Annotated in this window: 17 protein-coding genes; 5 read left to right on the top strand and 12 right to left on the bottom strand. The window is 65.9% G+C overall.

The genetic code is table 11. From position 1 onward, the window contains the following. Positions 1 to 156: 156 nt before the first annotated feature. A complete protein-coding gene (putP, locus tag CIK75_RS13320; RefSeq protein WP_086995387.1) occupies positions 157 to 1,677 on the bottom strand; it encodes a sodium/proline symporter PutP in 1,521 nt (506 codons plus the stop codon). A 163-nt stretch (positions 1,678 to 1,840) separates the two neighbouring features. After that, positions 1,841 to 2,770 (bottom strand): LysR family transcriptional regulator, encoded by a 930-nt coding sequence (locus tag CIK75_RS13315; protein WP_086995444.1) that lies wholly within the window; start codon positions 2,768 to 2,770, stop codon positions 1,841 to 1,843. Between the two features lie 172 nt (positions 2,771 to 2,942). On the opposite strand from CIK75_RS13315, the gene CIK75_RS13310 reads away from it, so the two are divergent. After that, the gene (locus tag CIK75_RS13310) at positions 2,943 to 6,620 is read left to right on the top strand and encodes a bifunctional proline dehydrogenase/L-glutamate gamma-semialdehyde dehydrogenase (RefSeq protein WP_241895458.1); all 3,678 of its coding nucleotides are present in this window, start codon (positions 2,943 to 2,945) and stop codon (positions 6,618 to 6,620) included. A gap of 116 nt (positions 6,621 to 6,736) precedes the next feature. Next, positions 6,737 to 7,393 (top strand): peptidyl-tRNA hydrolase, encoded by a 657-nt coding sequence (locus tag CIK75_RS13305; RefSeq protein WP_241895457.1) that lies wholly within the window; start codon positions 6,737 to 6,739, stop codon positions 7,391 to 7,393. Between the two features lie 59 nt (positions 7,394 to 7,452). Here the strand turns inward: CIK75_RS13305 and CIK75_RS13300 are convergent, their stop codons facing one another. The 9 genes from CIK75_RS13300 to CIK75_RS13260 form a co-directional block, all read right to left on the bottom strand. Then, complete coding sequence (locus CIK75_RS13300; protein WP_086995382.1) at positions 7,453 to 8,229, bottom strand: polyphosphate polymerase domain-containing protein; 777 nt, start codon at positions 8,227 to 8,229, stop codon at positions 7,453 to 7,455. Then, complete coding sequence (locus CIK75_RS13295) at positions 8,226 to 8,897, bottom strand: DUF4956 domain-containing protein (RefSeq protein WP_086995378.1); 672 nt, start codon at positions 8,895 to 8,897, stop codon at positions 8,226 to 8,228. Before CIK75_RS13295 ends, CIK75_RS13300 begins: the two co-directional genes overlap by 4 nt. 131 nt (positions 8,898 to 9,028) lie before the next feature. After that, complete coding sequence (locus tag CIK75_RS13290) at positions 9,029 to 9,526, bottom strand: SRPBCC family protein (protein WP_086995375.1); 498 nt, start codon at positions 9,524 to 9,526, stop codon at positions 9,029 to 9,031. Beyond that, entirely contained in the window at positions 9,523 to 10,275 is a 753-nt protein-coding gene (locus CIK75_RS13285; RefSeq protein ID WP_086995370.1) for a hypothetical protein, read from the bottom strand. The genes CIK75_RS13290 and CIK75_RS13285 overlap by 4 nt, the downstream gene beginning before the upstream one ends. Positions 10,276 to 10,431: 156 nt before the next feature. Beyond that, positions 10,432 to 10,710, bottom strand: a complete 279-nt coding sequence (locus CIK75_RS13280) for an HPr family phosphocarrier protein (protein WP_086995367.1) — start codon at positions 10,708 to 10,710, stop codon at positions 10,432 to 10,434. 37 nt (positions 10,711 to 10,747) lie between these two features. Continuing rightward, positions 10,748 to 12,448, bottom strand: a complete 1,701-nt coding sequence (locus CIK75_RS13275; RefSeq protein ID WP_086995364.1) for a putative PEP-binding protein — start codon at positions 12,446 to 12,448, stop codon at positions 10,748 to 10,750. 51 nt (positions 12,449 to 12,499) lie between these two features. Then, complete coding sequence (locus CIK75_RS13270) at positions 12,500 to 14,515, bottom strand: fructose-specific PTS transporter subunit EIIC (RefSeq protein WP_086995360.1); 2,016 nt, start codon at positions 14,513 to 14,515, stop codon at positions 12,500 to 12,502. A gap of 2 nt (positions 14,516 to 14,517) precedes the next feature. After that, on the bottom strand, positions 14,518 to 15,525 hold the full coding sequence (locus CIK75_RS13265) for a 1-phosphofructokinase family hexose kinase (RefSeq protein ID WP_086995357.1): 1,008 nt from the start codon (positions 15,523 to 15,525) through the stop codon (positions 14,518 to 14,520). Further along, complete coding sequence (locus CIK75_RS13260) at positions 15,522 to 16,307, bottom strand: DeoR/GlpR family DNA-binding transcription regulator (RefSeq protein WP_086995355.1); 786 nt, start codon at positions 16,305 to 16,307, stop codon at positions 15,522 to 15,524. Before CIK75_RS13260 ends, CIK75_RS13265 begins: the two co-directional genes overlap by 4 nt. Positions 16,308 to 16,502: 195 nt before the next feature. Between CIK75_RS13260 and CIK75_RS13255 the strand changes: the two genes are divergently transcribed. Genes CIK75_RS13255 through CIK75_RS13245 form a run of 3 tightly spaced genes read left to right on the top strand, consistent with a single transcriptional unit; the run spans position 16,503 to position 19,576 of the window. Continuing rightward, complete coding sequence (locus CIK75_RS13255) at positions 16,503 to 18,413, top strand: glycoside hydrolase family 15 protein (protein ID WP_086995352.1); 1,911 nt, start codon at positions 16,503 to 16,505, stop codon at positions 18,411 to 18,413. A 49-nt stretch (positions 18,414 to 18,462) separates the two neighbouring features. Then, positions 18,463 to 19,026, top strand: coding sequence for an acyl-CoA thioesterase (locus tag CIK75_RS13250; protein WP_086995347.1), 564 nt, complete (start codon positions 18,463 to 18,465; stop codon positions 19,024 to 19,026). A 52-nt stretch (positions 19,027 to 19,078) separates the two neighbouring features. Continuing rightward, complete coding sequence (locus CIK75_RS13245) at positions 19,079 to 19,576, top strand: GNAT family N-acetyltransferase (protein WP_086995344.1); 498 nt, start codon at positions 19,079 to 19,081, stop codon at positions 19,574 to 19,576. On the opposite strand, the gene CIK75_RS13240 is transcribed toward CIK75_RS13245, so the two are convergent. Beyond that, entirely contained in the window at positions 19,573 to 20,325 is a 753-nt protein-coding gene (locus tag CIK75_RS13240; RefSeq protein ID WP_241895456.1) for an FCD domain-containing protein, read from the bottom strand. The two genes, CIK75_RS13245 and CIK75_RS13240, sit on opposite strands and share 4 nt — an antisense overlap. Between the last annotated feature and the right edge of the window lie 169 nt (positions 20,326 to 20,494).

Below are 20,494 nucleotides of genomic sequence, written 5' to 3'. Positions count from 1 at the left end.
TGACAGAAATAGACGATATGGAGATACGTGGTCAAATCGTGCCCTGTGAGCTTCGCCATGCCCACCGGTGCCTGGGAAACGACAATGGCGGCATGCCGTCAATCCCCCCGAGAATCGGGACGGATGGTGGCATGCCGCCGAGGCGACGAGCGATGTTTACTTAGTGGTGGCCTGCCGGGGCTTTACGGCCACCTGGTCCTCCATGGCGGTGAACTCCTCGTCGATGAGGTCATTGGGCTTCGCAGTCATCTTTGACACGACGACGGCGACGACCACGTTGAGGATGAACGCCGGGATGATCTCGTACAGGTTCTCCGTCAACACGGGGGTCTTGCCCCAGATGAACACGGTGGCGGCGGCGACGATCATGCCGCTCAGTGCACCGGTGCTGGTCAGCTTGCGCCAGTACAGGCTCAGCAGCACCAGCGGGCCGAAGGCCGCACCGAAGCCGGCCCACGCGAAGGCCACCAGATCCAGGACACTGGCTTCGCGGTCCAGGGCGATGAGGAAGGCGATGACGGCAATCACTAGGACGCCGGCCCGACCGAGCATGACCTGCTTCTTGGCCGTCGTTTCCCGGCCAACGATGTTGTAGAGGTCCTCCACCAGGGCGGAGGAGGAGACGATGAGCTGGGAGGAGATCGTGGACATGACCGCAGCCAACACCGCGGCCAGCACCAGGCCTGCGAGGAAGGGGTGGAAGAAGATCTGGCTCAGCAGCAGGAAGACCGTTTCCGGGTCGGTGATCTCCTTGGCCGGGTCGTCGGCGAAGTAGGCGATGCCGACCAGGGCGGTAGCGACGGCACCCAGTGCCGAGATGGCCATCCAGCTGACGCCGATCCGACGGCCGGCCTTGGCGTCCGCGGGGCTCCGCAGTGCCATGAACCGGACGATGATATGCGGCTGGCCGAAGTAGCCCAAGCCCCATGCCGCGGCGGAGATGATGCCCAGAAGCCAGAGGCCTGTTGGTTCCACACCGAATCCGTCGAAGAGGTTCAGGGCTCCGGGCTGGGCCGCCTTGATGCCGTCGACCGTGGCACCGATGCCGCCGGTGGCAATGACGCCCACGATCGGCACGGTGATCAGGGCAATGAACATCAACAGGCCCTGGGCGACGTCGGTCAGCGTGGCGCCGATGAATCCACCGAAGAGTGTGTAGCCCAGGGTGATCACGGCAACGGTGACCATGCCGATGGTGTAGTTCCAGCCGAAGGAGCTCTCGAAGAACTTACCCGCGGCGACCATTCCGGAGGAGACGTAGAAGGTGAAGAACACCAGGATGATCGCCGAGGCGGCGATGCGCAGCACATGGGATTTATCCTTGAGCCGCTTCTCGAAGAAGCTGGGGATGGTGATCGCGTTCTGCGAGATCTCCGTGTAGGAGCGCAGGCGTGGGGCGACGAACTTCCAGTTCAGCCAGGCGCCGATGGTCAGGCCGATGGCGATCCAGGCTTCGATGAGGCCGGAGGCGTAGATGGCTCCGGGCAGGCCCAGCAGCAACCAGCCGGACATATCAGAGGCGCCTGCGGAAAGTGCCGCGACACCGGGCTTGAGCCCACGGCCGGCGAGCATGTAGTCGTCGAGGTCAGAGGTTTGGCGGTAGGCGTAATAGCCGATCCCGAGCATGGCAGCAAGGTATATGACAATCGCCACCATCTGGAATGCTTGTTCAGACATGGTGTTCCTCAATTGGCTGGAAGGTGCAAGGTGCGTCCGGGGAATCCCCCGGAAAGGTACGTCCGGCCAGCTGTCAACCTTTGTCAACCACCGGGCGATGCGAGTGTGTGCTTCTCAGAGTAGGGCATTGTCAAAGATCTGTGTGATTGGCATCACGGGGGTGTTATCTTTCCGTGACCACATGTGGGGTGTCCCGCGCCAGGATATCGGCCTGATCCTCCAAGGCTTTGCGGACCGCGGCGATCGCCGGGTTCTGTGTACTGGATTCCCGTGCGGCGGTGAAGGTGGTCCGCCAGGGGCGGGAGGGGACTTCGATGCGCCGCAGTCCAGGTTCCCGGTGGGCCCACACCAAATCGGGTAGCAGGGCCACCGCCTGCCCGGACTGAACCAGGGCGATGTGTGCCTGTAGATCTGCCGATTCGTATCTGACATCCGGTTCGAAACCTGCGGTGCGGCAGAGCTGTTCGGCCCAGTGTCTGGAAGCGGTGCCGCGCGGTTCCATGACCCAGGGAAGAGTGGCCGCCTGCTCCAGTGATTCGACCGTGGAAGATCCGGCGATGTCGGCAGCCACACCCAGTCGGATGGAGTCCAGCGCCAACGGGCGTCGCTCCAATCCGCGGTAGTGCGTGGCCGCGTGGCCCGGATACTGTTCGGCGACCACGAGGTCGAAATCACGGGCCCACGTCTCATGCAGGGCCGTCTCAGGCTCATGCTGGGTCATCTCCACGCGGATCCCCGGATGTTCGGTGCGCAACGCTTGCAAGGCGGCAGGCATCAGCGCCAGGACGGCGCTTTGGAACATGGCCAGACGGACGGTCCCCGAGGTCACCGGCAAGGTGCTGGACAAGGCGGCTTCGGCGCGTTCGAGTGCGGCGAGCAATTCGGTGGTGTGCGCAACGAGCACCTGCGCCTGCGGGGTGAGGGCCAGCATTCGACCGCTGCGGCGCAACAGTGCCACGCCTGCCTCCTTTTCGAGTAGGGACAACTGTTGCGAAACGGCCGATGGGCTGTAGTTCAGTGCCGCGGCGACACCGGAGACCGTGCCCCGGACGCTCAATTCGCGTAAAAGGCGCAACCTCCTGACCTCCAGCATGGTGACCCCTTTCACGATTCATCGTCGATTCATTCCTGCTTAACATCATCCTTCACTATTCGTCGCTTTTCCTTAACTCATGAGCATTGGATACTTATTCGATGGGGGACTCTGCCCCATGTCGCGCAGGCCGGTTCCCCACCGGTCGTTTTCTGCTAGGAGCACCACCGTCGTGACCACTACTTCTCCTTCCGCCGGAACGGGCCATATTTCTCCCCGGGATCTGGCCGACGAAGCCATCGAACTGGTCCGCCACTGGCTGACCGAAGGTTCCAAGCAACCCGTCGACTCCTCGGCCCGCCAGCTCGCAGGAGTCCTGAAGGATCCGCAGGGCCTGGACTTCACCGTCGGTTTCGTCGACGGGGTGATCCGTCCGGAGGACCTGCAGGTCGCCGCCCGCAATCTGCGCGCTCTGGCCCCAAAGGTCCCCTCCTTCCTGCCCTGGTACATGCGCTCGGCCGTAGCGCTCGGTGGCGCCATGGCCCCGGTCCTGCCCGGCGTGGTGATCCCCGTGGCCCGTCGCGTGCTGCGCGAAATGGTCGGACACCTGATCGTTGATGCCACCGACGCCAAGCTCGGCCCGGCCATCGAGAAGATCCAGCAGAAGGATGTGCGCCTGAACATCAACCTGCTCGGCGAGGCCATCCTCGGTGAGAAGGAAGCCGGTCGCCGGTTGGCAGGCATCTCCCGGTTGCTGCGTCGACCGGACGTCGACTACGTCTCAGTGAAAGTATCCTCGAGCGTTGCCCCGCATAACCACTGGGACTTCGATGCAGCCGTCGGGAACATCGTGGATCAGCTGACACCGCTCTACCGGCAGGCCCGGGACTCCTCTCCGCGGAAGTTCATCAACCTGGACATGGAGGAATACAAGGACCTGGACTTGACCATGGCCGTTTTCAAGCGACTCATGGCCCTGCCCGAATTCAAGGATGTCGAAGCAGGCATCGTGCTGCAGGCCTACCTCCCGGACGCCCTGCCGGCGATGATCGAACTGCAGGAGTTCGCCGCCGAACGTGTCGCCTCCGGGGGCGCACCGGTGAAGGTCCGCCTGGTCAAGGGCGCCAACCTGCCGATGGAGATCATGGAAGCCGATATCCACGGCTGGCCGGCAGCGACCTGGCATTCCAAACAGGCCACCGACACCTCCTATAAGGCAGTGATCGACTACGCCTTGCGTCCCGAACACATCGCCAATGTGCATCTGGGCATCGCCGGGCACAACCTCTTCGACATCGCACTGGCCCACCTGCTGGCGAAGGCCCGCGGAATTTCCGAAGGTATCGACTTCGAGATGCTCCTGGGCATGGCCACCGGGCAGGCGGCAGCCGTGAAGGCCGACGTTGGGTCGCTGCTGCTCTACACCCCGGTCGTCCACCCGGGTGAATTCGATGTGGCGATCTCCTACCTCATCCGCCGGCTCGAAGAAGGGGCCAGCCAAGAAAACTTCATGTCCGCTGTTTTTGAACTCCACGAAAACGAGGCCCTCTTCGAACGGGAGACGGATCGTTTCCGCGCCTCCCTGGAGGACCTGAGCGATACCGTTCCGACACCGAACCGCATCCAAGACCGCAGCAAATATGATGCCGAAGCAGCCGCCTCGGAGGTCGCCGAGTACGCTTCGGGAGAGCGGAAGTTCTCCAACACCCCCGATACCGACCCCGACCTGGTCGGGAACCGGGCGTGGGCCAACGAGATTCTGACCCGAGTTCCGCAGAGCACCCTGGGGCGCGACACCATCGAATCCCATCTGCTCACCACCACCGGTGAAGTGGACGCCGTGATCACGGCCACCCATGCGGCAGCAGAATCCTGGGGCCAGCTCAGCGGTGCCGAGCGCGCCGCGGTGCTGCACCACGCCGGCGAACGGCTGGCCGCCTACCGCGGTGAACTGCTCGAGGTCATGGCCTCCGAATGCGGCAAGACCCTCGATCAGGGTGACCCGGAAGTCTCCGAGGCCATCGATTTCGCCCACTTCTACGCCGAGTCTGCTCGCGCCTTGGATACCGTCGACGGCGCCACATTCGTGCCCTCGCGGTTGACGGTGGTGACCCCTCCGTGGAACTTCCCCGTCGCCATCCCTGCCGGGTCCACCCTTTCGGCACTGGCTGCCGGTTCCGGCGTCGTCATCAAACCCGCCAAGCAGGCAGCCCGCTCCGGAGCCATCATGGTCCAGGCCATCTGGGAGGCGCTCGACGCCGCAGGAATCGGGCGCGAACTACTTTCCTACGTCCAGCTTTCCGAACGCGATCTGGGGACGCGCCTCGTCTCGCACCCGAGCGTCGACCGGCTCATCCTCACCGGCGGTTACGAGACCGCCGAACTGTTCCGTTCCTTCCGTGAAGACCTGCCGCTGCTGGCCGAGACCTCGGGCAAAAACGCGCTCATCGTCACCGCCTCGGCCGACCTGGACCTGGCGGCACGGGACGTCGCCGCGTCGGCCTTCGGGCATGCCGGGCAGAAGTGCTCGGCAGCCTCACTGGTGATCATGGTCGGAGCGGTCGCGAAGTCGCCACGCTTCCACAGCCAGCTCGTCGATGCCGTCAGTTCACTACAGGTCGGCTACCCGGACGACGCCGGAACCCAGATGGGTCCGGTGATCGAACCGGCGCAAGGCAAGCTGCTGCGTGGGCTCACCACGTTGGGCACCGGCGAACGCTGGGTGCTGGAACCGCGCCAACTCGATGACAGTGGGCAGCTTTGGAGCCCCGGAGTGCGCACCGGGGTGCAGCGTGGCTCCGAATATCACCTGACCGAATACTTCGGCCCGATCCTCGGCGTAATGACCGCCGAAACCCTCGAAGAAGCAGTCGAGATGGTCAACGACATCGACTACGGACTCACCACGGGGCTCCACTCCCTGGACCCCGATGAGTTGGACTACTGGCTGGACAACGTCAAGGCCGGCAACCTCTACGTCAACCGTGGCATCACCGGGGCGATCGTTCGCCGCCAGCCGTTCGGCGGGTGGAAGAAGTCGGCCGTCGGTGCCGGGACCAAGGCCGGCGGACCGAACTACCTGGTCGGCATGGGGTCCTGGGTCGATGCACCGGTCAGCGCCGAGGCAGAAGCAGCCGCAGAATCCCATGCGGCCGTCTCCCACGCCACCGTACGCACCGCGACGGGGACCGACACCTCGGCCACCTCGAACGCCGAGGTCGCCGGAGGTAGCGACATCCTCGGTGTCGTGGCAGCCGAAGCCGGACCGGCGGCAGGCAACGCCATCGACCCCGCCGACTTCGCTTGGTTGCAGACCGCGCGGGCCACCGACTACCACCAGGTGGTCAAGGAATTCGGCGCCGTCAAGGACGTCTCCATGCTGCAGGCCGAACGCAATATTTTCCGCTACCGTCCGGTCCCGGTGACCGTGCGCTACGAGGAAGAGACCTCGGGGCATGGGATGGCCGAACTGCTCCGGGTGGTCTCCGCAGGGCTCCGCGCCCATAAGGCCACCTCCAGTGCCGGCGCCAGTGGCCGCATCGGCACCACCGAACGCCCGGGCGCGGGAATCAGCGTCAGCGTCACCACCGAGCTGCCGGCCCGGGTCCTGGCGGCACTGCGCTCCGAAGGCGTCGAGGTGGCTGTCGAGGATGCCCGGATGTGGAAGGCGCATGTCGAGCGTCTGGCTCGCCAGACCGGACCCGATTCCGGTGCGAGGGTCCGCTACATCGGCGCCTCCTCACAGGCAACTTACGCCGCGGCGCAGGGCAAGCCGGACGTGGCGATCTACGACCACCCGGTCGTCGCTGCCGGACGGGTCGAGTTGCTCCCGTTCGTGCGCGAACAGGCAATCTCGATCACGGCCCATCGTTTTGGGACACCTGATCACCTGAGCGACACGATCATCTAGATCCGCGGCACGGATCAGGGCGCCGGCCCGGGCTTCTCAGCCCGGGCCGGCGCCCTTCGTCTGTATGGCAGCATCGATGGAGGCAAAAACCCTTCCACCCAGAAAGATGCCCCCGGATGAACATGGAACCCCGGCCCACCCCGACCGGGTGGGTCCAGGTCATGGTCCTGCTCGTGGACCGCGACCGTCCTGCCCCCGAATCCGATGGCATCGCGGCTGTGGCTCTTGCTTCGGTGCTGGCATATGCCGCGGATCCCTCCCATCCCGACTGGCAGCGGTGGTTATCGGGCCCCGTCACCAAATCGGTGCGCCGGGCTGATGCAAAAACGTATGCGAAGACGGCCCAGGCGCATCCCGAAGCCATCGAGGCCACCCAGGGCCGGGGACGGGCCCTGGCCCTGCCGCCACTGCCCATGGATGGGTTGCCCAAGACGCTGGCCCGGCTACAGGTTTCCGGAACCCAGCTATCGGCGGGCGCGGCGGAACCGGCGGCCGACGGCCTGCCGATGATCGTGCTCAATCAGGATCTGGGGATGAGTACTGGAAAGGCGGCAGCCCAAGCCGCCCACGCACTGTTCGCCTGGGTGCTCGAGCTCGAGCCGCAGCGGGGAGCCGCCTGGCTCCGGGCTGGCCCCCAGGTCGGCATCAGCTGGAGGGGAGAAGCGGAGTTGCTGGCCGGCACTGTTCTTCCGGGCGCGGGACCACTGATCCGCGACGCGGGGCATACCGAGATCGCTCCCGAGTCGGCGACTGCCTATGTGGCGGTCAACTAGTGTGCCCGCCACCTGGGGCGACGCCCGGAACCCGGCTCAAGGAACCGGTCGCGCCGGACTCAGGCCGCGGGCTCCCAGCCGAAGTTGCGTCGCAGTAGGCGACTCCATTTATTGGCCGGAAGTTCGGGGTTCAACATGGCGATGCCCACACAGTACTTGCTCATGCTGACCGGGCGGATGCCCAGCTCTGACAGTGCGGTGGAGGCCGCACCCCGGCCCGATGCCGTCTTGGTTTCGATCACGAAAAGTTCGGGGCCCTGTAAGGCACGGGCCTCGTCGGTGTAGAGCAGATCGACATCACAGGTCAGCCGTTCGCCGTCGATGGGATCAACGAATGTCGCCCTGCGGTAGTCGCTTTCCATCACCGGGTGCAGCTCGGTGGGAGACATGGAGTATTCGGCGGCGAGCACCCCATCCAGGAAGGCTTGGGCATCGTCGGTGATCCGGCCGGCGTCGTCCATTTGGTGGGGGATCCGGTGTTTGACGGTCGCCCCGCGCCGGCCCTTGGTTTTGATTTCGAACATGCACAGGCCGGTGTCGGCATAGGTGCGGGTGCGGACCTTGAAGCGGCGGCGTCGGCCCTGCCGGTGGGCGCGATACTGCTCGAATTCCGGGGTATCGAAGTAGACGGATTCGTAACGGAAGGTACGCCGTCCATCGATGGTGAGCACCCGGAACCTGTCGTCCAGCTTCGCAGCCAGGGCAGTGAATTGTTCGGGGGTCAGCAGGTACTTATGGTCCACGCGGGTCTGCAGGGCGGCACCCTCGTTGACCTCCTGGAGCCCGATCGGTTCCCGGGCGGCGACGGCGGCTTCCAACGCCTCCCGGGCCTTCACTTGGACCCGTGGCCCTGGTTGGCGTACTCCCGCTCCGCGGCGACGGGTGCGGAAACCCCGGAGGTTTCCTGCTGGCGGGCTGACGCGGTCGTGCGTTCCTGGGCACGCCGGGACGTCTTGGCCGGCAATTCGCGGAAGCGGACGTCCACGACGGTGGTGTCACGCACCATATCCAGTTCCAGCACCACGGTGCGGAGGATCCGTGCCCCGAGCAGCTGCTCCAGGGCGGCATCCATGTCCTGGCTACGCGGGTAGGCGGTGTCCAAGGTCACGACCTGGCGGGTCGTGGTCGCGGCAAAGCGGGGGTGGTCGGCGGCGAACATCACGACCAGCAGGGCGGCGGTGATCGTCGGTGCGAGCCAGGCAGGATCCGGGTGCAGACCATTGACCAGTCCGATGGCCAGTGAAATGAAGTAGTAGGCCACTTCCTCCTGGGTCAGGGTGTTCGAACGTAGTCGGATGATCGACAGGATACCGAACAGGCCCAGGCCCAGACCCGCCCCGGCGTCACTGGTCGTCAACAGCAGGGTGACCGCGAAGATGCCCATGCTCAGTGCGACGTAGGCCAGGGCTAGATCCCGGCGGTGATGCCTGCGGAAGTAGACGACGTACACCAGGACTGCGGTTCCCAGAATATTGGCCAGCAAGGCCATCCAAAACGTAAACATGATTCCCTCTCGTTGCTCTGGTGAACAAGCCTAGGAACCGAAGATGAGACAAAGATGAGACGAGAAGGAGAGAAGAATGAGAGCGCCTTGGCCTGTGGATCGAGCTGGTGGTTCACCCGAGGCGCGTGGCGCTACCGGGCGTCCTCATGCGTGCCGCTGGATTCGGCGATCTGTTTGATCGCCGCGAGTGTTTTCGGGATGCCGTCGAGAGCCTGCTGGGTACGGTTGCTGATCTGGGCGTCCGCGCCGTCGCCGAATTTCTCCTCGAACATCGCGATCCCGTCCGGCAAAAAATCCCACGACTCGCGCAGGATCGTTTCGGTATCCGTCGGGGTCATGGTGAAGCCCCATCGGACGAAGCTGCCACCGACGATCCAGGCGAACTCGCGCCCGCGCTCGGCTGTCACGACCTGTGAGCGCGTCTCCCAGATCCGGTGCGCGAGTTCATTTCGGCCGGTGAACCAGGCTCCGGGCAGCCCGGCGCTGGACTCATCGTCCCACCAGCAGGAGGTACATACCGGGCTCCACTCGCCGGTCCGGCGGATGTCGGAGACCAGATCGTAGAGTATTGGGGCCGTGGCCGCCACCGTGATGGACTGTTCGTGGTGGCGGATGCTTGTCCGGCTCATGATTTGCCCTGTGCCGACTGGTCAGCTTTTCGGCCACCCTGCCAGTCCTCTTGCCGGCCGACACGGGTGGTGTCACCGCCGAGGGCGGCCAGCTGTGGCTGCTCACGCAGGCTGCGCTTGAGTTCGGCGAAACCCGGGAATCTGGCCAGCCCGACCACGTGATCCCACAGCTCGACGGCCGAATCCTCGTCCGGCAGCCGGCTGATCACCGGCCCGAAGAATGCCACACCGGCGGGTGGCTCGAAGTGAATGATGGGCGTGCCGACGTCCTTGCCGGTCAGTGCCAGCGCCTCGTCGGTCTCCTGGCGGATCTCACGGTCCCAGGACTCGTCGTCGAGGGCCTGCGCCAGCGCCCGGGGCAGGCCGGCCTCGTCGAGAATTGGCTCTACGAACTCACGCGTGCCTCGCCGCTCACGCAGCTCACCCTCGCCCCGCTGCTCGGCCGGGTCAGGGGCAGCGTCGAAGATGTGTGCGCCGAGGGCCGCATAAAATCCAGCCACCGAGGTGCGGCCATGCTCCGAACGTGCCCGAGCGGCCACCCGCAGAAGCCTGAGCCCTGCCGTGTGCCCGGCCTCGTACTCCGGCGGAAAATGCGCGTCATAGTCGACCTCGGAATTGATCAGCCGCAGCGAGATGAAACGCCAGTCCACGGTGTAGTCGCGCTGCGCCTGCACTTGCCGCACCCATTTGCTCGTCATCCAGGCGAAGGGGCAGACCGGATCGAAATAGAAGTTGATGGTGGCGCTCATCTATCTACCTTGGCACCGGGTGGCACCCCCCGTCCATGCTGGGCACGGCCGTGGCCCACAAAATGGGCACTCGGAGCTCATCCGAGCGGTCAGCAGATTCAACGCTGAACCGCAGGTCGTGGCGACAGAGGGTGGCACAGGCTCCCGCCCCGGGGCCTATTCGGCGTCGTGATCGGTTTCGAGGATGCCCACCAGCCGGTCCAGGGCCGCATCGGCACCTGCCCCTTCGGCCCGTAGCACCACAGTGGTCCCGTGCTCGGCGCCCAGCCCCATCAGAGACAGGATGCTTGAAGCGTCCATCGCCTCGTCGGCGGGCTCGCCCGGAAGGGCGATGGTGACCTCCAGATCCAGTTCGCCGGCGGCTTCGGCGAAGATGGCTGCCGGACGGGCATGGAGCCCCACGCGGCTGGCGATGGTTGCTGTACGTTCTGCCATGGTTTTCTCCTGTGGTGGTGGTGCGGATGGTAGGTGGTCAGAGTCCAAGCTCGTCCAGTATCGGTAGGGCCGAGCGCACTGCCGTGCGGGCCTGGGCTGGGCCTTCGGCCTCCAACGCCAGGGTGGCCAAGCCGGAAGCTTGTGCGTAGGTGACGGTCCGCAGGACGGCGGCAACGGGGGCCAGGGCCCGGGCGGTCATCGAGAGTGAAGCGATCCCCAATCCCACGAGGACGACGGCGAGGGCCGGGTCTGCGGCTGCCTCCCCGCAGACACCCACGGGTGGGATCGGGCCGGAAGATGTTCCTGCGGCTTCGGCACCGGAGACGGTGAGCCGGATGAGTTCCAAGACGGCCGGCTGCCAGGGATCGTTCAAGGCGGATAAGGGGGCTAGCTGACGGTCGGCGGCCATCGTGTACTGGGTGAGATCATTGGTCCCGATCGAGGCGAAGGCGACCGGACGCAGCACCGATGCGGCACGTACCGCTGCGGAAGGAACCTCAACCATGATCCCGGAGTCCGGCAGCCCGGCTACGGTGCAGAGGGCAGCGAAGTCGGTAGCCTCCTGGGCTGTGGAGATCATCGGAGCCATCACCTTCACCTGGGCCTGATGGGCTGCCGCTGCCTCGGCGATCGCCGCCAACTGCCGGGCGAGGACCCCCGGGGCCCCGGTATCGGTACGGAACCCCCGCACACCCAGTGCCGGGTTCGGTTCGCTGGCATCGGTGAGAAAGGGCAGCGGTTTATCGGCTCCGGCGTCCAACGTCCGCACCACGACCTTCTTCCGAGGAAACTCGGCAAAGACCGCCCCGTAGGCGGCGACCTGCTCATCGTGCCCGGGTTCGGTGTCCCGGCCCAGGAAACAGAATTCGGTGCGCAGCAACCCCACGCCCTCGGCCCCGGCGGCGGCCGCGGCGCCGGCATCCGCCCCGCCACCGACATTGGCCAGCAGAGGCACCCGGCGACCATCCGCCGTCGTACCGTGACCGTCGAAGATCTCCAAGGGGGCCCGCGCAGCAAAGGCCTGGGCCGCAACACGCTGCTCGTCCCCGGGGGCGGTGCAGACGGTGCCTGCGGCACCATCGACATAAATATCGGTGCCCTCGGGGATCGATTCCGCTCCCGTGGCTGCGACGATCGCGGGGATGCCCAAGGCGCGGGCCAGGATGGCCGTGTGGGACTGGGGGCCGCCCTCGCTGGTGACCAGGGCGATGACGCGGACCGGATCCAAGGTGGCGGTGTCGGCGGGCGCCAGATCCCGGGCCAGCAGGATGAATTCTGTTGCCGAATCGGGGATCCCGGGCGCGGGGACCCCGCGGAGTTCGGCGATGATGCGCGAACGGACGTCGTAGACGTCGGCAGCCCGTTCTGCCATATAGCCACCCAACGACGTCAGCATTGCCGCCACCGTTTCTGCTGCCTCCCAGATGGCCGGCTCGAGCCCGCGGCCGGCGGCCAGAGCCTTTCCTGCGGTTTTGTGCAGCATCGAGTCGGTGGCCATCAGTGCGGTCGCCGAAAGGACGTCGGCCCCGGCAGGATCGGCTTGTTCGGCCCGGGCGCGCAGGCCCGCGGCGACGGCCTGTCCCGCCTGCTTCAACCGGGCCGTGGAGTCCTCGACATAGCCGGGAGCTTGGCGTACCGAGGCATCAGTGTCCTGCGGGGAGTCGATGGCATCTGCCATGCGGCGGACCGGGCCCAGGATGCGGCCGGGGCTGACGCCGATTCCGTGAAGGGTGCTCATCTGCCTGTCCTTACTGCTGTGGTGTTCTGGGGGTGTCGTGGGTGGTTGCGCCTAGGCGGAGACCGGTACCCGCTGGTCCCGGACGGCGGGCTTGCCCTTCACCGCGTAGCGCTTCAAGGCCAGGACGGCCAGGGCGGAGATGATCATGCCCACGATGATCGAGACGATGAACATGGCCAGGTTGCCGATCGCGAAAGCGACGAACAGGCCGCCGTGCGGGGCCTGGCTGGTGACGTGGAAGCCCATCACCAGGGCGCCGGTGACGCCTGCGCCGAGCATGCTGGCGGGGATGACGCGCAGCGGGTCGGAGGCAGCGAACGGGATGGCGCCCTCGGAGATGAAGGCGGCGCCGAGCAGCCAGGCCGCCTTGCCGTTCTCCTGCTCGGCAGTGGTGAACCGCTTCTTGTCCAGGGCGGTGGCCAGGGCCATGGCCAGCGGGGGCACCATGCCGGCGGCCATGACCGCGGCCATGATCTCCCAGGGGGCTTGGTTGGTGACGGAACCCGTGCCCAGGCCGGCGACGGCGAACGCGTAGGCGACCTTGTTCACCGGGCCGCCCAGGTCAACGGCCATCATCAGTCCCAGGATGAGTCCCACCAGTACCGCTGCGGAGCCCGACATGCCGGAGAGCCAGTTGTTCAACGCGTTGCTCAGGGCCGCGATGGGCCCGCCGAGGAACAGGAACATGACGCCGGAGGCCAGAATGGAGCCGATCAGCGGGATGATCACCACGGGCATCAGTCCGCGCAACAGCTTCGGGACCCGCCAGTTGCCGATCCAGCGGGCGATGACACCGGCGAGCAGGCCGCCGACGATGCCGCCCAGGAAGCCGGCACCCATGAAGCCGGCGACGGCTCCAGCGGTGAAGCCCGGCGCCAGACCGGGGCGGTCCGCCAGCGCGTAGGCGATGTAGCCGGCGAGGACCGGGACGAGGAAGCCCATCGACAGGCTGCCGATCTTGAACGCCACGGCGCCCAGGTAGATATGCAGGCCGCCATCGGGCAGGTTGAACAGGTTGTTCTGCAGACTGACCTTGTCGGCGACGTCGGTGATGTCGTACCCGCCGATCGCGAAGCCCAAGGCGATGAGCAGGCCACCGCCAGCGACGAACGGGATCATGTAGCTCACGCCGGTCAGCAGCGAACGCTTCAGCGCAGCGCCGATCCGCTCGTGGCCCTGGCCCGACTGGCCGTCCGTCTCGGAGGTGCCCGTCCCTGCCGGTACCCGGCGGGCCTGCGGGTTGTCAGCTGCGGCCAGGGCATCGGCGACGAGCTTGGCCGGCTCGTCCACGCCTCGCTTCACGGGAACCTGGATGACGGGGAGCCCGGCGAAGCGGTCCTTATGGCGCACGTCGACGTCCACGGCGAAGATCACCGCATCCGCCGCGGCGATGACTGCCGGGTCCAAGGGGGTCGAGCCGGCGGAACCCTGGGTCTCCACCTGGAGGTCCACTCCCGCTTCGGCAGCCGCTGCGACGAGTGAGTCGGCGGCCATGTAGGTGTGGGCGATCCCCGTGGGGCAGGCAGTCACGGCAACCAGGGTACGACGGCGGGCGGCCGGCTCTGCGGCTGCTGGTGCCGTCGTGTTCGCGGTGCTGACCGCCGGCTGGGTCGGTGCCGGGGAAATGGCGCCCTGGACCAGCTCCACGATCTCGGAGGGATTTCCGGCTGAACGCAGTGCTGAGGTGAAGTCCTTCTTGACCAGGGAGCGGGCCAGTTTGGCGAGCAGCTTCAGGTGTTCTTGGTCGGCTCCCTCGGGGGCGGCGATGAAGAACACCAGATCGGCGGTTCCGTCCTTGGCGCCAAAATCAACGGGTGGGGACAGGCGGGCCATCACCAGGGTGGCCTCGGTGACCGCCGCCGAACGGCAGTGCGGGATGCCGATGCCGCCGGGGACGCCGGTGGCGGTCTTGGATTCGCGGGCGATGCCGTCCGCGGCCAGGTCCTCCGCGCTGGTGGCGCGGCCCGTCTCGGTGACGACCGCCGCGAGCGCTCGAATAACGTCGGCGCTGGTGGGGCCGAGATCGCGGTCCAGGAGGACGAGATCTTCGGTGATGAGCTCGGACATGCTTACTCCTTGGGAGTTTGGGTCGATGAGGCCAGCAGCTGGCCGGTGGGTGCGGCGGTCAGAGGCGTGACGGTGACGGATTCCGGCGAGGTCTGCTCCGGGGTGGGGATCAGCGAACCGGGGAGGGATGCCGCTGCCGCACCGTAGGCGACAGCGGATCGGAGGCATTCGGGCGGTGTGGCGCCGCGATCGTGGGCGATGAGGTAGCCGGCGAGGGATGAATCCCCGGCGCCGACGGTACTGCGGGCCCGCACCGGTGGGTGGGTGGCCCACCAGGCCCCGTCGACGGTGGCGAGTACCGCGCCCTGGGCGCCCAAGGTCGCCAGGACGGCAGCGGTTCCCCGTTGAACTAGCTGGCGGGCTGCACTGGCTGCCAGCTCGGGCGAGGCCTCCAACTCTGCGGCGTTGTGGGTCCCGGCCAGGCTGGCCAGTTCTTCGGCATTGGGTTTGATCAGGTCCGGGAGCGGGCCGGATCCGGCGTATAGATCGCTGAGCGGAGCATCCGAGGTGTCGACGGCGAGCAGCGGCCGGCTTGCGCCGAGGACCTCATGCAGATGGGCGACTATTTTTGCGTAGTAGTCGGTCGGCAGGCCGGGAGGCAGCGAACCGGCAAGCACCACCCAGGAGGAGCCGTTCGCCGTCCGGACCAGGGCTTCGGTGAGGGTCGACTGTTGTGCGGGACCGAGGGTGGGGCCCGGTTCGTTGACCTTGGTGGTGGTTCCATCGGGTTCGGTGAGCGTGACGTTGCTGCGCAGTGGTTGTCCGATGGGCAGGGCCCGGTGCGGCAGCTGATCGACGCCCAGACCGATCACGACGGGGTCCGTGGCGTCCCCGGGGAGCACGGCCAATGTCGGGACCCCGGCGGCGACGAGCCCCCGGGCGACGTTGACCCCTTTTCCGGCAGCCTGTGCGTCGGCTCGGAGGGCTCGCTGGACGGCGCCCCGGATCAGCATGGCGCCCAGATCGATGGTTCGGTCCAGGCTGGGATTGGCGGTAAAGGTGGTGATCATGCCAGGGTCACGTCCACGTCGGCCCGCTCCAGGGCGGCGGCCAGATCGGGGCCGGGGGCCGTGTCGGTGACCAGGGTGTCCACCTGGTCCAGTGCGGCGAAGCGGATGAGGGTCTGTTCACCGAGTTTGCTGGAGTCAGCCAAGACGACGACGCGGCGCGCGCAGGCGACGATCGCTGACTTCACCGCGGCCTCCAGCGGATCGGGGGTGCTGAGCCCGAAGTCGGCGTCGATGCCGTTGGCACCGATGAAGGCGATATCCGGGCGCAGGGCGCGGAATTGGTCAATGGTTGATGCGCCGGTCGCGGCGCTGGTCAGGGCGCGGACCCGACCTCCGATGACTTCGAGCTGGAAGGAACCGCTGGCGGCCACCCGGTAGGCCACGGGTACGGAATGTGTGAGGACCAATAAATCCGCGGCACGGGAAGTGCCCAGGCTGGAGCCCATGGCCTGGGCGAACAGTTCCGTCGTCGTTCCCGCGTCGAGGACCACCGACGTGGCACCCGCCGGCAGCAGTTCCACGGCGGCGGCGGCGATGCGGGATTTCTGCTCGTGGTTCAGCGACGTCCTGACGCTCAAACTTTCCTCCACGGTGCTGGTGGTCCGGGTGGCTACCGCCCCGCCGTGGACGCGTCGTAGGATCCCTTCCTGTTCCAGCTGGGCCAGATCCCGGCGAACGGTTTCACGCGTGATGTCCAGTTGCTGGGCCAGCTCGGCGACGGTGACCCGGCCTTGGCTGGCGACGCGGTCGCCCATCACACGGTGTCGCTCCTCGGCGAACATGGCGCTTTCCCTTCGGTGGCCTTCATCACAACTTATCTGTGTTTCGTTGACTTTAGGGGGTGCTCTAACCAGAAGTCAACAGATAAAAAGAGATACCAACATAAACGGGCTTTGGTGAAGAATGTCTCTGCTTGCTGTCGCTCTCTGCCCCATCAGCGGCTTGCCTCGGCGTTCGTGCTGCGGTTGGCTAGGGTGATGGCCTCCTTAATCGAAGATTACGCACTGCTTTCCGACCAGCGCACCGGCGCATTGGTGTCCGAATCCGGCAGTGTCGACTGGCTCTGCTTCCCGCGCTTCGATTCCGATGCGGCCTTCACCTCCCTGCTGGGCGACTCCGAGCATGGTCGCTGGCTGCTGGCCCCCGCCGGTGCCGCAGATGACTGCGAACCAGACCATCCGGCCCGGCGCTCCGAACGCGTCAAGGCAGCGCGGGCTGCTGGTGTCGCCGATGCAGAATCTGCAGGCGACCCGGCCGATGACGGGCGCCCCGTCGTCGTTCAGCGCACCTACATCGACTCCACGTTCGTGCTCAGAACCCTCTGGAAAACAGTCGAAGGTCAGGTCCTCGTCACCGATCTGATGCCTGTCGGGGCCCGTAGGGCCTCGATCGTGCGCCGGGTCGAAGGCCTCGTCGGCAGTGTGACCATGCACCAGGAGATCAGCTTCCGCTTCGGCTACGGATCGGTCATCCCCTGGGTTCGGCGGCACGAAGACGAATCCACCGGGGTGACGTCGATCGTCGCAATGGCCGGCCCCGACGCCATGGTCCTGCATGGCGACCGGCTGCCCCATGGTGAGGACCACCGCCACGTCGGTGACTTCATCGTTTCGGCGGGCGAAGCTGTCGATTTCGAGCTGAGCTGGTTCCCCTCGCACCGCAAGGTCCCCTCGCGGATCGATCCCGGAGCAAGTATCCAGGAGACCGTCGCCTACTGGCAGCACTGGTCCCGTGATATCCCGACCCAGGACTCCTACCACGACGTGGTCAAGCGCTCGGTTCTGGTACTGCGGGCGCTCACCCATGAGGCCACGGGAGGGATCGTCGCGGCACCGACGACTTCACTTCCTGAAGACTTCGGAGGTGAACGGAACTGGGACTATCGCTTCTGCTGGTTGCGCGATGCCGCCCTGACCCTCGAAGCGATGATGACCCACGGCTACGAGAAGGAAGCGCTGAAATGGCGTGACTGGCTTCTACGTGCCGTCGCCGGTGACCCCGAGGACCTGCAGATCATGTATGGGCTGGCCGGGGAACGGCGGTTGCCCGAACGCGATCTGGACCACCTGCCGGGATATGAGGGATCGCTGCCGGTACGCGTTGGAAACGGTGCTGTGGACCAATACCAGGGCGATGTCGTCGGTGAGGTGCTCGTGGCGCTGGAAAAACTGCGGAACATCGGTGGCGTCGAGGACCATTTCTCCTGGCCGTTGCAGAAGACCCTGCTCGGCTACGTCGAGAAGCATTTCGAACATAAGGACCACGGCATCTGGGAGATGCGCGGGGACCTGCAGTACTTCACCCACTCGCGGGTGATGATGTGGGCCGCGTTCGACCGTGGCGTGCGGGCGGTGCGTGAACACGGGCTCGACGGCGATGACGCCTCGTGGGCGCAGCTGCGCGATCGACTCCATGAGGAAATCATGGAGCAGGGCTTCAACACCGAGGAGAACTGCTTCACGCAGACCTACGGGGACACCGAGGTGGACGCTTCGCTGCTGGTGCTTCCCCAGGTGGGTTTCATCGAATACGACGATCCGAAGATGCTCGGGACGGTGGAGCGCCTCGAGCGCGATCTCATGGACGCGTCGGGACTGCTGTTGCGGTACCGGACGTCGGCGGGGCATGACGGGCTGGCCGGCGACGAACACCCGTTCCTAGCCTGCTCGTTCTGGTTGGTGGAGCAGTACGCCCGGACGGAGCGGATCGAGGACGCCCGGCGGCTGATGGACCAGCTGGTGGGATATTCCAACGGACTGGGTCTGCTCGCCGAGGAATACGACACCGTCAGCGGGCGAATGGCCGGGAACTTCCCGCAGGCCTTCTCGCATCTGACCCTGATCCGGGCAGCGGATGCGATCAACGGGTACTCCCTGCGCAATCGCTGAGTCGTCAACGGGGAGTGACGAAGTGGTTACCCGCGGGTAACATGAGCATATGCACATGATTTTCCGCCTCCTGCTCATGCTCCTGCAGGCCCGCCGCCGGCCGAAACTTGATCTGTTCGACGTCGATTCGATGCCGATGCGTGCCCTGCTCACCGATATCGACGTCGCCGGGCATATCAACAACGGCATGTATTTTTCGATCTTCGACCTCGGGCGATTCGACCTGATGGTCCGCGCCGGAGCGTGGGACACGATGAGGCGTCGTCGCTGGACCCCGGTGGTCCAGGCGGAGACCATCACCTTCAGGAAGTCGGTGGTCTTCAACCAGAAGTTCAGCGTTGAAACACGTATTGCCGGCACGGATGAGCGCAGCATCTATTTCGAGCAGCGGATCGTCGCCGGGGGCGAAATCTATGTCAGTGCCCTGATCTGCACCCGCCTGCTGGGGCGCCAGGGGCCGCTGACCAACGAAGAGATCCTCTCGGCCTTCGGTGCCGCGGTGCCCGAGGACCTGCACCTGCCGGAGTGGGCGACGCGGTGGCGCGAATCGACGGCGCTCCCCGGGGCGCGCAAACCCGCCCCCCACACGTGGGGTCGGCGGGTCCGCAGCTAGCCGCGGTGCCGCTTCGTGGACAACAGCAAGCCTCTGGTGCAAAAATCGGCGCATGAACGATCTGCTGGCGACGGCTCCTGCATCGCGGTCCCTCCGCCCCTTCGCCGCCGACGATGAGCCGTTTGTGGCGATGCTGGCCACCGATCCACGAGTGACACGATATGTCGGCAACGGGGCCACCTGGAGTCCCGAGTACGTGCGCCGACGCGTGACCGAAGCGCTGGCAGCGCTACCGGGCGGTGATCCGGCGGCCGTGCGTTGGTTCATTGGCCTCGAAGCTGGCCGCCGTGTGGGGCTGGTGGTCTCCTCGCGTCGTGGCGCTGTCGTGGAAGTTGGTTATTGGGTCTGCCCCGACGCCTGGGGGCGGGGGGTCGCCAGCTGGATGCTCGGCGCGGCACTGGCACCGATCCGGTCGGTGTTCGGAGATCGGGAGCTGCTCGGCAGGGTCCTGCCCGGAAACCAAGCCTCGATCCGGGTTTTGGAATCCCAGGGGTTCGTGCTCGACCCCGGCGAAGGGCCCGATCTGCGCTACGTTCGTTCGGTCGCCTAGGCCGGGGCCGGGGCCTCAAGAGCGAATTCGGCGAGTTGTCCGCGGATGCCATCAAAATGGCGATGCATCAACCGCGCGGCTGCCGGCTTGTCCTTGGACCGCACCGCGTTGAGGATGTCGCGGTGGATTTGAGCCGTTTCCGTCAGGGTGGTCCCCGGGGTATTGCCGCCCAGGCTGTCGATGGCTTCGTGGATCGTGCGGTAAACCTGCCAGAAGACTCCCAACAGGTTGGTCAACAATTCGTTCTCCAGACAGGAAAACAGCAGGCGGTGGAACTCCTGGTCGATCTCGACGAAGGTCCGCCCATCGAGGGCGTGGGCTTCCATCTGGACGACCAGGGTCGTCAGTTCGTCCAGCCGACTCTCATCGAGGGCGTCGATGGCCGAGCCGATCAGACCGGACTCGAGGGCTTGCCTGACCTCGACGAGTTCGTGCGCCTCGTGGCCCTTATGGCGTAACGACATCCGTCCCCGGAAGGTGAGGCTATCGGCCAGGGCGACCAGGTTGTTGCCGGCGACGAAGGTACCGAACCCGTGCCGAATCTCCACGACACCGAGGGCCTGGAGGACCTTGATGGCCTCGCGCAAGGTATTGCGGCCTACGCCGAGCTCCTCCGTTAGCACTGCCTCGGTGGGTAGGGCATCCCCGGCCCTGAGGCCGCGGTCGATGATCAGGTCCATGAGATCCGTGGTCAAGGCGCGCAGACGTTCCTGGGCGCCGAGTCGGGTGTGACGTGCAGGAGCACTCAAGGCAGGCTTCCTTTCCCGGGGAGGGAGCGATCCGGTGTAAATGGCCCGCTCGTTGATGACTGACGAAGTGTGGGCGACACCACTTGACCATTGTCTGTGATGACGCTTACAGTCTACATGAATACGTCGGACATCCTACGTCCGACTTCTACCGTACAGAAGAGGTAAA

The organism is Glutamicibacter sp. BW78 (assembly GCF_002332245.1).
Classification (GTDB): domain Bacteria; phylum Actinomycetota; class Actinomycetes; order Actinomycetales; family Micrococcaceae; genus Arthrobacter_H; species Arthrobacter_H rhombi_A.
This window is presented reverse-complemented; position numbering and strand designations above follow the sequence as displayed.

Excerpts from the sequence above, each read along its gene's own strand:
- putP (WP_086995387.1), bottom strand. The coding sequence starts at position 1,677 with ATGTCTGAACAAGCATTCCAGATGGTGGCGATTGTCATATACCTTGCT.
- CIK75_RS13315 (WP_086995444.1), bottom strand. The coding sequence starts at position 2,770 with ATGCTGGAGGTCAGGAGGTTGCGCCTTTTACGCGAATTGAGCGTCCGG.
- CIK75_RS13305 (WP_241895457.1), top strand. The coding sequence starts at position 6,737 with ATGAACATGGAACCCCGGCCCACCCCGACCGGGTGGGTCCAGGTCATG.
- CIK75_RS13295 (WP_086995378.1), bottom strand. The coding sequence starts at position 8,897 with ATGTTTACGTTTTGGATGGCCTTGCTGGCCAATATTCTGGGAACCGCA.
- CIK75_RS13290 (WP_086995375.1), bottom strand. The coding sequence starts at position 9,526 with ATGAGCCGGACAAGCATCCGCCACCACGAACAGTCCATCACGGTGGCG.
- CIK75_RS13285 (WP_086995370.1), bottom strand. The coding sequence starts at position 10,275 with ATGAGCGCCACCATCAACTTCTATTTCGATCCGGTCTGCCCCTTCGCC.
- CIK75_RS13280 (WP_086995367.1), bottom strand. The coding sequence starts at position 10,710 with ATGGCAGAACGTACAGCAACCATCGCCAGCCGCGTGGGGCTCCATGCC.
- CIK75_RS13275 (WP_086995364.1), bottom strand. The coding sequence starts at position 12,448 with ATGAGCACCCTTCACGGAATCGGCGTCAGCCCCGGCCGCATCCTGGGC.
- CIK75_RS13270 (WP_086995360.1), bottom strand. The coding sequence starts at position 14,515 with ATGTCCGAGCTCATCACCGAAGATCTCGTCCTCCTGGACCGCGATCTC.
- CIK75_RS13265 (WP_086995357.1), bottom strand. The coding sequence starts at position 15,525 with ATGATCACCACCTTTACCGCCAATCCCAGCCTGGACCGAACCATCGAT.
- CIK75_RS13260 (WP_086995355.1), bottom strand. The coding sequence starts at position 16,307 with ATGTTCGCCGAGGAGCGACACCGTGTGATGGGCGACCGCGTCGCCAGC.
- CIK75_RS13255 (WP_086995352.1), top strand. The coding sequence starts at position 16,503 with ATGGCCTCCTTAATCGAAGATTACGCACTGCTTTCCGACCAGCGCACC.
- CIK75_RS13250 (WP_086995347.1), top strand. The coding sequence starts at position 18,463 with ATGCACATGATTTTCCGCCTCCTGCTCATGCTCCTGCAGGCCCGCCGC.
- CIK75_RS13245 (WP_086995344.1), top strand. The coding sequence starts at position 19,079 with ATGAACGATCTGCTGGCGACGGCTCCTGCATCGCGGTCCCTCCGCCCC.